Here is a 12,814-nt window from a genome sequence, read left to right as displayed (position 1 = left end):
TATTATTTAATGCGCTCAGCGCCTGTATAAATGTTAAAATTTCTGCCCCGCAGGAAACCGATCAAGGTAATATTGCATTCGATGGCCAGCTCAACAGCCAGACTGGATGGCGCGCCAATGGCCGCAATAGTGGCGATGCCTGCCATGGCTGCCTTTTGTACCAGTTCAAAGCTTGCCCGGCCGCTAAGCAATAAAACATGCTCCCTAAGCGGCAATAAACCTTCGGCAAAGGCCTTTCCAATCAACTTATCGAGGGCATTGTGCCGTCCTACATCTTCTTTTAAATCGAGTAGTTCTCCCCGGGTATTAAAAAGACCGCAGGCATGCAATCCGCCTGTTGCGGAAAACAAATCTTGCTGACTTTGCATGATAGCGGGTAACTGCAAAAGGATCTCACCATCGATACAGCCCTGGTTAATGGTTGCCGCTGAGAAAGACTGCCGGGTACGAATGGCTGCAATAGAAGATTTTCCGCAAACGCCACAACTGGAGGTAGTATAAAAATTGCGTTCGCTGGACGATAAATCTGGAATTTCGCCAGATTTTAGTTCCAGTGTTATGATATTCTCACGGCCTTCGCCACATACAAGTACTTCCGATTTTTGCAATTCGGCATCGCAGTTTATAATTCCCTCGGTAAACAGGAAACCTTTGGCCAGTTCCTCATCATTACCAGGTGTGCGCATGGTTACCGAAATACTGCTTAACAACTGCTGTCCCCCTTTGCTACCTGTAAGCCTGATTTCCAATGGTTCTTCGATGGCCAGCAGATCATGATGTTCGTGGCCGACCCCATCCTGTACCTTTTTAATGGCTACATTTCCGCTATAGGCAGTTTGAGGTGCGCTTTGAAGGGAAACATCTGAAAGTGATTTCATGTTAGCTTATTTTGCGGTAAAAACTGGCATTATTTATTGGGAAGCCCCATTTTGTTGCTACCATTGCTTTTACTAAGGTAGATATTCTGCGTTGATTTTTCTAAATACTTAACCAGATAAGCTAGTGAAAAATAAGGTTTCGTTGTATTTTTTTACCACCTTAGACAGGTAAGAACACTACTTTGAAGCGGGCTCGCGCTACGCCCTTCAACTATGCTACTATTGACAGATCCTGTAGAAGAATCGTCATTGTGAGGAGGCACAACGAAGCAATCTTACAACGATCGCTAGTTGAAACTGAATCAATGCTTTTTCCCAACCATAGTAGTAAGATTGCTTCGTACCTCACAATGACGACTCCGAAGGGGATGTCACTAATATTGTTTTTTATGAAAAAAAATTAACCCTCAGAATGACAGCCGTGTTTGAGTTGGGAGTGGTGAGTATGGAGTTTGGACAGGGTTAAACTATGGGTTAGCCCCAATGAACAAATGACGAATGAACCAGTGAACCAAAAAACCTAACCTTTAGCAGGAAACTTTTCCTGTAACCGCATGATGGTTTCGCTAATCATTTTCTTTAACACTTCGATATTGATATCGGCGAGCTTATTAACGTAAATACAGCCTTTACCCATTTTAAATTTACCTAATTCTTTAAGCAAAGCTTCGTTAACGGGCGTACCCATGTAAACGTATAGCGAAATGGCTGTTTTGCGTGGCGAAAAACCTACCAGCGGCCAGTCGCCCTCTTGCTTGCTCCGCTCCGATTTGTAATGATAAGTACCAAAACCAATCATACTGGGTCCCCACATTTTGGCTTCATAACCGGTATAATCTTTCATTATTTTTAACAGTTCGAAACCATCTTTTCGCCTTTGTTCGGTTTCGGCAAAGGTGTTGATAAAATCGGTTACACTTGCATCGTTCAGGGTGGTTTTAATAGCAGCCATAAGGGTAATATTTTGATGAGGATAAAGAAAATTACAAATAAATAAACAATTGAACAATAACCAATGACCAAAAAAATGGTCATGAAGGACATTTAGCATTAAGTATCATCTTTTCCATATTCGTCCTGCTGAACTTGTTTCAGCAACTCCGGAAGAAGTAACCTTAACTTAATATGGCCTATGCCCTTCGACAGGCTCAGAATGACAACCTTGTTGAGTTGGGAGTGTTGAGTTTGGAGTTTGGACAGGATTAAACTATGGGTTAGCACTAATGAACAAATGACGAATGAACCAGTGAACCAGCTAACAAATTACTTACAATTGAGTATAAAAAATTTGTAGTTTATTATTTATTTTTGAGATAACCAAACACTTACAGATTTATTTATTTTAGGTCCCCATAAACTAAATTAGCTCCAAATGTCCCCATTCAGTCCCCAACCCTTAATTCCTGTTAGCAATGCTAACGGATACCATAATCTTGTTCGGTTTTCCTCCCCTGCCGCAACCAATTTACGGGCATAAGGAATACAATTTTAATTTTTAGTGGCTACTATCCATTAGCTCAATCTATATCAGATTACCGGGATTGAGTACCAGGCTACTCCATTTTATTTGTTTTCGAATCTATTCCAAAAAAGAATAACACATACAACTTATGACTACAGAAAATTACGACGTAATTGTTATCGGTGGTGGGGCTATCGGCCTGGCTACCGCCTATCACCTGGGTAAACGAAAGGCTAAAACCCTTGTACTCGAGCAGTTTACTTTTGTTAACCAACTCGGAAGCTCGGCAGGCGTATCGCGCCAGTTCCGCATTCCCTACCCTGACGAGTACATGGTACAAATGGCTTTAAGTGCAAAACCCTATTGGGATGAGCTGGAAAGAGAAACGGGCACCTCCTTGCTGGATAAGGTGGGCACCTTATGGTTTGGCGATCCGGCAGTACACTCAACCGAAGGTAATATTGCCGAGGCCGAAGCAGCACTGAAAGCTTTAAACGTTCCTTACACCACTTTAACAGCAAAAGAAATTGAAGAAAAATACCACTTCAAAAACCTGCCCGAAACTTATACAGGACTTTTTCAACCCGATGGTGCCAGTATTAATTTTAAAGCTACTATCGAAACGCTGTTAGGTTTGTGCCAGAAACAGGAAACAGTCGAACTGAAAGAGAACTCTCCTGTGCTCAAAATCAATCAGATGGGGAAACTTTTCGAAATTGAAACACCAAATGGCATTTACATTACCGAAAAGCTATCTATTATTCCCGGCCCCTATATCAACAGCGTAATTAACCTGCTCGATTTTAAAATCGAAGCTACGTATTGGAACATGTCGTCGGCTTACTTTAAAAAAACAGATCCTACCATACAATACCCCACCTGGTTTGTGTTTCAAAATGCAGATGGCCAAAACGGCAACCAGTTTTATGGCTTCCCTTCGGTAGACTGGGATCACCCGGAATATATTCGCGTAGCACCCGATTTCGTAATTACCCCTTTAGATGAACCAAATGAAAGGACTTTAATTCCAAATCAGCAAGAACTCGGCTATACGGCCGAATGGGTAAATGATCACATGACAGGCTTAAGCGCTGAGCCCGAATATACTTCGACCTGCTTAATCGCGCTGAGTACTATCCCTAACAAAGAACTGTTAATTGATTTTGCACCGAGCTATGTGCCCAATCATAAAAATATTGTGTTATACGCCACAGGCTGGGCAGCAAAATTCACCCCTTTCTTAGGCAAAATTATGTCTGATCTGGTACTGGACGGACACACCGATTTCGATATTACTCCTTTCCAACTGGGACAAAAATTCTTTAAAGCACTCTAAAAACTACCTCATTATGAACAAAAACACACCTTTAAACACGGGTATGCAACCCGATTTAAAAACTGAAGTCGCCATTATTGGTGCCGGAACCTCTGGATTGTACACTGCTTACCGCCTGGTAACCGATCAAAAATACAATGCCAGCCAGGTGCAGATTTTTGACATGAACGATAAACTTGGCGGCAGACTGGAATCGGTAATTATGCCGGGAATGAATTTCTGGGGCGAACTTGGCGGCATGCGTTACCTCACTTCGCAGCAAATCGTAACCACTTTAATTGAGGGTTATCCGCTTAGCGAAAAAGATCCGGCCAAACGTACGCCAGTACTTAAAGATAAAATGACACCCGTTCCCTTTCCGATGGGCAATCCTGCTGAATTGTTATTCTACCTGCGTAAGCAACATTTTAAACAGGATGCCTGGAATGTGGCACAACGCTATGGCGAAAAACTATCTACCCGCTACTACCTCAATGATGATGATTTGGGTTTCAGTTCTGATCAGCTGTTCAATAAAATTATTTACGATGTTCTGATGGCCGATCCATGGGTGGCCAAAACCTATGGCGACAAGATTATTAAAGGTACTGGTATTTATGATTATTCTTTTGAGCTAACGAGTCGCGATTGGGACGATATCAAGCCTAAACTGGTGTACAATTTCCCTAACTCGCCTTACGATAAACGTTTGGTAAACGACCTGGGTTTCTGGAATCTGATTAAAGACCAGGTTTCGCAGGAGGGTTACGAATTTTTAGCCAATGCCGGCGGTTATTATTCGAATACGATTAACTGGAATTCGGCCGAAGCTTTTCCGTACATGGTGGGCGATTTCTCCGCCGGTACCATTTACAAAACCATCGAAGAGGGTTACGATAGTATCGCCTATGCGGTAGCCAATGCCTATACCGACCATGCCGGTGCTTGTATATGGGCGAAAAACAAGCTGCTTACTTTTACCAAAACGCATCCGTTTATCCATACGCATAAATACGAGCTTACTTTTTTAAACATCGAAACCAATACCAAATGGAAAGTGTACGCCAACACCCTTGTGCTCGCTATGCCACGGAAATCGCTTGAGCTTTTAGATCAGGATAATTTCTTCTTCGATATTAACGAAAACGCAGTACTGAACAACAATATCCGTTCGGTAATTATGGAACCGGCATTTAAAATATTAATGGGCTTTACTTACCCATGGTGGAAAGAACTGGGTATCGACTCAGGTCACTCGATTACCGATTTACCGATGCGCCAATGCTATTATTTCGGAACCGATCCGCAAACCAATAACTCCATGTTGCTGGGTAGCTACGGCGATATGGAAACCGAAACTTTCTGGAAAGCACTTAGCGATGATAAATTGCTTTTCGAAGTAAAGCCAGCCCAATCGGCTTCGCTAAAGGAACTACACGAATTAGACAGCGTGCAGGCCACTAAACTGATGGTAGATGAGTTGATGAACCAGTTGCGCGAACTGCACGGTGCGCAGGTAACCATCCCCGAACCTTATGTAACCTATTTCAGGGATTGGACCGACGAACCTTTTGGTGCAGGCTACCACGCCTGGAAAGCGGGTTACTCGGTTGACAAGGTGATGCCTTACATGCGAAAACCTGTAGTAGACGAGCAGATCCACATTATTGGTGAGGCTTATTCTGATCAGCAAGGCTGGGTTGAGGGCGCTTTCTGCGTGGCCGAACTGATGCTGCAGGATTATTTCGGTCTCAAACGCCCGGTTTGGTTAGATAAGGATTATTATTTAGGTTGGTAATGATGGGGAATGAATAACCAATATTCAATAACCAAGTACCAATAATCAAAAATCAAGAGGGTGTTCAGCGTTTGACGTTGAGCACCTTCTTGTGCTTAATGGCATTTTTTAGTGTTTTTATCAGCTTAATCGCTACTTCGTGTTCAGCATCTGCAGAGTTGTTCTTTTGATTAGGTTTACAATAAGTACCCTTCGACTCTGCTCAGGGTGACGTTAGGAATGGCTTAAACGATGGCTTAGCACTAATGAACCAATGACAAATGAACCAAATAATCAATATCTTAACCAAAAATCAAATATTATGATCTCCCAAACACGCATCGCCAATTTCAATAACTTTTTAAGAGATAAAGGGCTAACCCTAATTTGTGCCGAAAGCATTACCGCAGGCTTATTATCAAGCACCATTGCTTCGGTTTCTGGCGCCTCAGCTATATTAAAAGGCAGTATTGTAACTTACGATGCTACGGTTAAAACGAAAGTGCTGGGCGTTGATGAACAAATTATAGCAGATCATACGGCCGAATCTAAAGAAACAACTTTTGCGATGTGCGCAGGTTTAAGAGAAATCTACCCCGACACTACTATTGCGGTTGCTGTTACCGGTGTGGCCTCCCTACCCACAACCGATTACATTATTGAAAGAGAGGTTGGCCAAATCTATGTTGCTATCTGGTATAAAGCATTTCATCAATTCGAAACGGTAATTAAAGCCGATGGAACCGATGATGAGCGAAATGAAATCCGCGAAAAAGCAGTGGAATATATTTTAGGGAAAATTGAGGAGGTTGTAGGGAATGTTTAGGATGCGGGGAGTTATTTTAACCGCAAAGTACGTAGATAGAATCGTAGAGAACGCTAAGTAAAATATAAGGAATAATATCCGTGTATTACGTGCATCCGTGGCTGTTTTAACCGCAAAGTGCGCAGAGAGAATCGCAGAGGACGCTAAGTAAAAAGGAATAATTTACGTGTATTCCGTGCATCCGTGGCTGTTTAACCACAACGCACACAGAGAAGAAGGCACTGAGGTCGCTAAGTAAAAAAGGAATAATTTCCGTGTATTCCGTGCATCCGTGGCTATTTAACCACAAAGCACACAGAGAAGAAGGCACTGAGAACGCTAAGTAAAAAAGGAATAATTTCCGTGTATTCCGTGCATCCGTGGCTATTTAACCACAAAGCACACAGAGAAGAAGGCACTGAGAACGCTAAGTAAACCAATTAATATCCATGTATTCCGTGCATCCGTGGCTGCTTTAACATTTCAAATAAAACATCCTTAATAATCTTAACTTCTCAAAGATAAATAATTAAACCATTAAGGGATTAAGGACATTAAGCAGTTAACTTAAAATGAGATCGTTAAACAACAACATCACTTAAACGACCAGTTACAGCCTCCAGCACTTCAAAGGCGGTTTCGGCCATTTTATTGCCTTTGTTATCGAGTAAAGGATTAACCTCTGCCACTTCTAAACAAGCAACCTTGCCCGAATCAATTATCTGGTTAATGATTTCGATTATTTCGTACTGATCGAACCCTTTGGCAACCGGCGTACCTGTACCATCAGAAATCAGGTCGCAATCCATGCTATCTACATCAAAAGAAATATAAATGAGGTTGCAGGCAGAGAGCCTGTGCAGGGCTTCTTCTACGCAAGTAGCCAGACCACGGTAGCGTACTTCATCTACCCGGTAATTGCGGATCGCTTCCTGCTCCATCAACCAATCTTCGGCATGCTCGGTATCGCGCACTCCGAAATACACCAGATGTTCGGGCTTGAGCTTAGGAGCTGGAGTACCAATGGCTTTCATACGGTCCCAATGGGTTAAGGTTTCGCCACTTACCTCATTGATATGACACGCAGGGTTATCGTTAGCCAAAGCAGCTGCAAGTGGCATACCATGGATGTTACCTGAAGGTGAAGTATAGGGAGAATGCAGATCGGCGTGTGCATCGATCCATACCACGCCCAGTATTTGATCGGGATAAGCAGCTTTTACACCGCTGATAGTACCCAGGGCGGAAGAATGGTCGCCTGAAAACACGAGTGGAAAATGACCAAGGGCCAGCGTTTGTTTTACCGTTTCGGCCAGTCGCGTGCACTGCTGCAATACCTGACCAATACGCTTGGCAAAGGTGTTGCGGTCTTTATCGTAAATAGATTCGTTATGTGTTTCTACGTCAACAAAAGGAAAGCTGTTAAAATAATCGCTGCCCTTGTTAATGGCAGCAATCTCGATGGCATCGATCCCCATATCCGAACCGCGTGTACCAGCGCCTATGTCTGACCGGTTTTTAACGAGTTTAATGGTACGTGCTTCGGTGTTGATCAACTTCTTCTCCATTTAATTAATATCTGGTTATGGCTGCAAAGTAAGTAAAATGAGTTGGAAAGTGAAGAGGGAATTGGAGTTCTACGTAAAGCAATCCGTGTATTCCGGGCATCCGCGGCCGTTTTTAACCGCAGAGTACGCAGAGAGGAAGGTGCAGAGGGCGCTAAGTAAAATAATATCCTTATATTCCGGGCATCCGTGGCTATTTGCTAACGAAAATTATTCGCTTATGCTGTAATTCTTTTGCCCAATATGGTCAGGCTTTTTTCTACGCCATCTAAAACGGCGATATCAGGAAGTTGCCCCCATTGCTCGAAGCCAAATTGCTGGAACAAGCGCAGGCTAGGTGTGTTGTGCGAAAATATAAAACCAACAAGTGTCTTGATACCGTAATTGGGTGCCTGGTTTATGCAGTATTCCAGGATCTTTTTGCCAAGCCCTTTACCCCTGCTCTCCGGATCGATGTAAATGCTGATTTCAACAGTGGCCTGGTAAGCTGGCCTGCCATAAAAAGATTGAAAACTCACCCAACCCAGAATATGGCCTTGAGTGTCTTCAACTACCCATAGCGGTCGGCTGCTATCGTGCTCATTAAACCATTGTTCGCGACTGGCTACCGATACACGTTCGGTATCTGCAGTTGCCAATCTGGTTGGTACTGTAGAGTTATAGATTTCCACAATTCGGGGCAAATCGTTGCGGGTTGCAGTCCTGAATTTTAAAGCGTCCATATTAGGTTTAATTTAGTGTTTGTTTAAATGGGTTGTAAGGGTTTTACCTGCCGGCTTGAACATATTTCTAAAAATTTTCAATTTAAGTTCAGAGATGCCCATACCAGCAAAGATAAATAGTCCGCCTATTAAAAGCTGCCAGGTAATTACCTCGCCAATGAGATAAGATGCAGCAAGTGCACCGAATATAGGCTCTAAAAGGTAAATTACGGCTACCCGCTCGGCACTGATGTATTGTTGCGCCATGTTGGATACGGAATACATGTAGGCTGTTGAAAAAAGCGAACAGAAAATAACGCCGAACCAAAAGGTATTATCGGCTGGCAACAAGCTTTCTGATGTGCTCCAGACAACCGCTCCAAAAGTAAGCAGCGCACAAGTGGCAAACATAGGTACAATGGTAGCCACGATATCTATCCTGGCCGATTCTTCTTCAACCCTGATCAGGTAGTAGGCAAAAGCGATGGCGCCGCCAATGGTAAACATATCGCCTGCATTAACTGAAAAGCCATTTTTAACAGAAATAATAAACAACCCTACTAACGAAAGGCTTGCAGCAATCCAGATTTTAAGGTGCGGTACCTTTTTATACAAAGCCATTTTTAGTAAGGGTACAATAACCACGCAGGTACCAGCTAAAAACGCAGATTGCGAAGCCGAAGTGAGTTTAATACCCAGGGTTTGCAGTCCAATGCCCAGCATCAACGGAATGGCCAGCAAGGCACCCGAAACAATGCTTTTATAACTCAGGTGTTTTAATTTTTTGCGGAAAACAATTGCCAGCACCAGTGTTGCTCCCACAAAACGATAAAGTAAAAAAAGTTGTGGTGAGTGATTGCTGATCGATAATTTGGTTACCGAAAAAGATATCCCCCAAAAAGCAGTGCCTATAACGAGTAATACCAGAAAAATATTTTTTTTGCCCATGTTTATAATTGTTTTTTCATCATCAGATCGGTCTGTTCGTCGTTGCCCAACCGAAAAATATGTGAGTTAAATACTTCGAAACCTGCTTTGGTATAAAAACGGAGCGCCCGCTGGTTATTTTCCCACACCCCCAGCCAAATGGTTTTACATTGAAGTTCCTCGGCAACTTCGAAAGCTTTATTTAAGAGTATCTGCCCTACCTTTTGGCCGTGAAAAGCAGCCAGCACGTAAATGCGTTCAATTTCGAGTGCTTCTGCCAGTTCTTGTTCTGTCTGCGCATCACCGGTATTCAATTTTAAATAACCTACTACATTCCCTTCAGAAAGAGCAAAGTAAAACTGAGAGTTAGGGTGCTCAAGTTCTGCCATCAGTTTGTCGTACGAAAAACTCGAATCGAGGTAGGCTTTCATGTTGGCTTTGCTGGTTGTATCGACAAAGGCTTCTAAAAAGATTTGCCGGCTAATAGACTGTAATGTTAAAATAGCCGGCGGGCCGACCTGTTGTAGGGTTAATTGATGCATTTTATATTGTTTGCTGACTTGTAAAGCGGAATAATAGCACAAAGATAAGCTACTGAGTAATTCAATAAAATGCTATTTTATCATTTATTAATGCATAAATTGCAATAATGGATCTGCAACAAATCAAATATTTTTTAACTCTGGCCGACGAACTTCATTTCTGGAAAACGGCCGCTAAGATGAACATCACGCAATCGGCATTAAGTCGGCAGATCCAGGCTTTGGAGCAGGAACTGGATATCCAGCTTTTTATCCGCAACAAGCGTAATGTAAAGCTTACTGCAGCGGGCAAGTTCATGAAGGAAAAGTGGATGAAACAGTTCAACGAAATCAGCCACATCCATAAGTTTGCGAGCCAGATTCAGCTGGGCGAATACGGAACGATCAGAATTGCACATCCCGATTCTATTTCAGGATCACTGGTGCCGCAAATCACCATGAGGATAAATGAAGAGTTTCCCAAACTGCAGATTGAGCTCGTACAGGTGATGTACGAAAATCAGCAGGAGTTTTTAGCGAACTATAAACTCGACGTGGTGATTACCCGCGATAAGAATACCATTGATGGGATTAGCGCAAAAAAAATATATACTGACCATCTGGCGCTGGTAGTGCCCGACGATCATCCGCTGAAAAGTGTGGAGGAGTTGAGTCGCGAGGTGCTGGCCGCCCAAAAATTCATCCTGCCGGTTAAAGATGAAGGTAGCAGCTATAACCACATCATTAAAAACGTGTTTAAATCCTTTGGTATCCAGCCCAATGTTTATCTGCACTCTGAATTTGGTTCAACGATTATCGCTCTGGTTCGTCGGAAACTCGGGGTGGCTATCTTGCCCGATTCGTATGTCTACCACGCTATACCAGGCATCAGATACATTCAGCTCCCCTACCCAACCGATTTATACCTGAACTGGAGAAGTGACGATGAGAACCCGATTATAGCGAATATTATTAAACTGTTGCTGGAGATTGAGTTGGTACCGCAGGCGTTCTAACCGCAAAGTCGCGTACCCGTGGCTGTTTAACCGCAAAGTATGCAAAGCAAAGGCGCGAAGGCAGCAAAGTATAGTAAGCCCATAGATGCAAAATCTTCCGTGTTATACCGTGCATCCGAGGCTATTTAACCACAGAGCTAATAGAGAAAAGCACAGAGGGCACAAAGATTATAGGAACCGCAAACGCACAAAAACCTTCCGTGTTATACCGTGCGTCCGTGGCTATTTAACCACAGAGCGAACGGAGAAAAGCACAGAGGGTACTGAGATTATAGTAAGCACAAAAACAATTGTATTCGAGTTGGGAGTAATGAGTTGGGACTGGATTAAACTATGGGGTAGCCTAATGAACCAATGACAAATGAACTAATGAACCTTTAAGCAGGCCTGTTTTCGCATAACCAGCTTTGCATATATGGAAACGGCTGGGCTTGATTTTTTTCAGCTTGTATATTATCGAAGGTCATACCGCACCATTGCAACAGTGGAACCCCCATAAAAGATCCTTGTTGAAAATTTTCAATGATGTTTTTGCCACCTGATTGATATCCATTTTCATGGAACACCACAATAGGATCGATATTAAGGTGAATGCAGGCTGCGTAAGACCAGGCGATGGCCATCATCTCCCCACCCTGGTGGAGATCTGAAGGCACCAAATCATCGCTCATTCCTTGTCTGATTTCGGGAGGCATGCAGGCCAGGTGCCCGGCTTCATGCAAAATATCGCCGGGATAGAGCAGTTTATTGATATCGAGAATTAAAATCCCCTCGCTGAGCTTTAAGCCCGGAAGAAAGGTTTGACCGTCGATTTCAGTAAGCTTATAAAGCAAACCGATCCTATCTAAAAAAGAAAGGATCGGTGAGATTTCTGATAAAAAGGATTTCATGCTGAAACAACTGACGGGTAAGGTTTATTCCCCTATCCTAATTTTGCAGTTTAAATTTTATTTAAAATTGTATTTTAAACCCACTTCAAACTCGCCATTGGCATAATTTTGTAAAGCCGAAGTATTTGTGGTGTACATCACTAAAATAGACAGTTGGTTTTGATAGGTTGTACCTGCACCTACTGAAACGCTGTTACTGCTGTGGTAAATGGTGCTTAACAATAGTTTGTTGGTCCAGAATTGGGTATTTAGTCCTAAATCAACAATATCGCGATAGTTATCAATACCTCTGTAACTAAACTTCGGTTCAATTACACTCAACACCTTGTTTGGATTAAGGAACTTGTAGCTTACTGCCGCAAAATAGGTTGCGCGGTCTACCACTGTTCTGGCTACATCGCGGTTGAAGAAACGTTTCATATTGGGCAGCGCCGCCTGGATATTTAAATTCTGGTTGCGGAAAGCAATCCCGAAATCGCCATCAAAGTACAGTTTACGCTGGTTAAAGTTGGTTAACGACAAATCGCCCTGGTCGCCCCTTATTTTACTAAAATCGATCCACTCGTTCATAATACCTGCCGACAATCCAAAATCGAGGTAGCTCGATTCGTTGTTCAATGGTAAGTGATAGGCATAAGTACCTTTTAAACTGGTACGCTGAATCACGCCTGCGTTCTCATTGTAAAATGACAAGCCTGCCCCAACCTTGTTACTTTGCGTACCGTAGGTTGCTGTTACTGCCTGCATGGTAGGTGCGCCTTCAATGGAAGTCCACTGTGCCTTATAACCTGCATTGAGCTCCCATCCCTTTTCGATACCGGCCATGGCCGGATTGCTTAAATAAAGGTTTTGATAGTACATACTGCCCATAGGGTTAAGCTGCGCAAAGGCCGGGATGCTGAGACCGAACATCACCAATGTGATAAGCATTTTCCTTGTTTTCATCTTTATACTTTT

At 43.0% G+C, this 12,814-nt stretch carries 12 protein-coding genes; 4 read left to right on the top strand and 8 right to left on the bottom strand.

Annotation, left to right across the window (positions count from 1 at the left end):
- Positions 1 to 2 precede the first annotated feature (2 nt).
- Together fdhD and HWV58_RS18570 are read right to left on the bottom strand one after the other, a co-directional pair.
- Entirely contained in the window at positions 3 to 878 is an 876-nt protein-coding gene (gene fdhD, locus HWV58_RS18575; protein WP_175635523.1) for a formate dehydrogenase accessory sulfurtransferase FdhD, read from the bottom strand.
- Between the two features lie 520 nt (positions 879 to 1,398).
- A complete protein-coding gene (locus HWV58_RS18570; RefSeq protein ID WP_175635522.1) occupies positions 1,399 to 1,830 on the bottom strand; it encodes a DUF1801 domain-containing protein in 432 nt (143 codons plus the stop codon).
- 658 nt (positions 1,831 to 2,488) lie between these two features.
- Here HWV58_RS18570 and HWV58_RS18565 point away from each other — a divergent pair.
- From HWV58_RS18565 to HWV58_RS18555, 3 genes are all read left to right on the top strand, one after another.
- Positions 2,489 to 3,676, top strand: a complete 1,188-nt coding sequence (locus tag HWV58_RS18565; RefSeq protein ID WP_175635521.1) for an FAD-dependent oxidoreductase — start codon at positions 2,489 to 2,491, stop codon at positions 3,674 to 3,676.
- Positions 3,677 to 3,689: 13 nt separating this feature from the next.
- Positions 3,690 to 5,453 (top strand): flavin monoamine oxidase family protein, encoded by a 1,764-nt coding sequence (locus tag HWV58_RS18560; RefSeq protein WP_175635520.1) that lies wholly within the window; start codon positions 3,690 to 3,692, stop codon positions 5,451 to 5,453.
- A gap of 301 nt (positions 5,454 to 5,754) precedes the next feature.
- Entirely contained in the window at positions 5,755 to 6,258 is a 504-nt protein-coding gene (locus tag HWV58_RS18555) for a CinA family protein (protein WP_175635519.1), read from the top strand.
- 560 nt (positions 6,259 to 6,818) lie between these two features.
- Here HWV58_RS18555 and HWV58_RS18550 read toward each other — a convergent pair.
- The 4 genes from HWV58_RS18550 to HWV58_RS18535 form a co-directional block, all read right to left on the bottom strand.
- Positions 6,819 to 7,805, bottom strand: a complete 987-nt coding sequence (locus tag HWV58_RS18550; protein ID WP_175635518.1) for an arginase — start codon at positions 7,803 to 7,805, stop codon at positions 6,819 to 6,821.
- Between the two features lie 215 nt (positions 7,806 to 8,020).
- The gene (locus HWV58_RS18545) at positions 8,021 to 8,524 is read right to left on the bottom strand and encodes a GNAT family N-acetyltransferase (protein ID WP_175635517.1); all 504 of its coding nucleotides are present in this window, start codon (positions 8,522 to 8,524) and stop codon (positions 8,021 to 8,023) included.
- A 12-nt stretch (positions 8,525 to 8,536) separates the two neighbouring features.
- Positions 8,537 to 9,451 carry a DMT family transporter gene (locus tag HWV58_RS18540; protein WP_175635516.1) on the bottom strand — a complete coding sequence of 305 codons (915 nt, stop codon included), beginning with the start codon at positions 9,449 to 9,451 and terminating at the stop codon, positions 8,537 to 8,539.
- Positions 9,452 to 9,453: 2 nt separating this feature from the next.
- The gene (locus HWV58_RS18535) at positions 9,454 to 9,972 is read right to left on the bottom strand and encodes a GNAT family N-acetyltransferase (RefSeq protein WP_175635515.1); all 519 of its coding nucleotides are present in this window, start codon (positions 9,970 to 9,972) and stop codon (positions 9,454 to 9,456) included.
- Between the two features lie 107 nt (positions 9,973 to 10,079).
- Here HWV58_RS18535 and HWV58_RS18530 point away from each other — a divergent pair, with 107 nt between their 5' ends.
- On the top strand, positions 10,080 to 10,967 hold the full coding sequence (locus HWV58_RS18530) for a LysR family transcriptional regulator (RefSeq protein ID WP_175635514.1): 888 nt from the start codon (positions 10,080 to 10,082) through the stop codon (positions 10,965 to 10,967).
- A 377-nt stretch (positions 10,968 to 11,344) separates the two neighbouring features.
- Here the strand turns inward: HWV58_RS18530 and HWV58_RS18525 are convergent, their stop codons facing one another.
- Entirely contained in the window at positions 11,345 to 11,857 is a 513-nt protein-coding gene (locus HWV58_RS18525) for a hypothetical protein (protein ID WP_175635513.1), read from the bottom strand.
- Positions 11,858 to 11,914: 57 nt separating this feature from the next.
- Positions 11,915 to 12,802 carry a PorP/SprF family type IX secretion system membrane protein gene (locus tag HWV58_RS18520; protein WP_175635512.1) on the bottom strand — a complete coding sequence of 296 codons (888 nt, stop codon included), beginning with the start codon at positions 12,800 to 12,802 and terminating at the stop codon, positions 11,915 to 11,917.
- Positions 12,803 to 12,814 lie beyond the last annotated feature (12 nt).

The organism is Pedobacter ghigonis (genome assembly GCF_903166585.1).
Classification (GTDB): Bacteria; Bacteroidota; Bacteroidia; order Sphingobacteriales; family Sphingobacteriaceae; genus Pedobacter; species Pedobacter ghigonis.
This window is presented reverse-complemented; position numbering and strand designations above follow the sequence as displayed.

What these genes read in the sequence shown, in the direction of transcription:
- HWV58_RS18530 (WP_175635514.1), top strand. Translation starts at nt 10,080, where the DNA reads ATGGATCTGCAACAAATCAAATATTTTTTAACTCTGGCCGACGAACTT.
- HWV58_RS18520 (WP_175635512.1), bottom strand. Translation starts at nt 12,802, where the DNA reads ATGAAAACAAGGAAAATGCTTATCACATTGGTGATGTTCGGTCTCAGC.
- HWV58_RS18550 (WP_175635518.1), bottom strand. Translation starts at nt 7,805, where the DNA reads ATGGAGAAGAAGTTGATCAACACCGAAGCACGTACCATTAAACTCGTT.
- HWV58_RS18540 (WP_175635516.1), bottom strand. Translation starts at nt 9,451, where the DNA reads ATGGGCAAAAAAAATATTTTTCTGGTATTACTCGTTATAGGCACTGCT.
- HWV58_RS18545 (WP_175635517.1), bottom strand. Translation starts at nt 8,524, where the DNA reads ATGGACGCTTTAAAATTCAGGACTGCAACCCGCAACGATTTGCCCCGA.
- HWV58_RS18525 (WP_175635513.1), bottom strand. Translation starts at nt 11,857, where the DNA reads ATGAAATCCTTTTTATCAGAAATCTCACCGATCCTTTCTTTTTTAGAT.
- fdhD (WP_175635523.1), bottom strand. Translation starts at nt 878, where the DNA reads ATGAAATCACTTTCAGATGTTTCCCTTCAAAGCGCACCTCAAACTGCC.
- HWV58_RS18565 (WP_175635521.1), top strand. Translation starts at nt 2,489, where the DNA reads ATGACTACAGAAAATTACGACGTAATTGTTATCGGTGGTGGGGCTATC.
- HWV58_RS18555 (WP_175635519.1), top strand. Translation starts at nt 5,755, where the DNA reads ATGATCTCCCAAACACGCATCGCCAATTTCAATAACTTTTTAAGAGAT.
- HWV58_RS18570 (WP_175635522.1), bottom strand. Translation starts at nt 1,830, where the DNA reads ATGGCTGCTATTAAAACCACCCTGAACGATGCAAGTGTAACCGATTTT.
- HWV58_RS18560 (WP_175635520.1), top strand. Translation starts at nt 3,690, where the DNA reads ATGAACAAAAACACACCTTTAAACACGGGTATGCAACCCGATTTAAAA.
- HWV58_RS18535 (WP_175635515.1), bottom strand. Translation starts at nt 9,972, where the DNA reads ATGCATCAATTAACCCTACAACAGGTCGGCCCGCCGGCTATTTTAACA.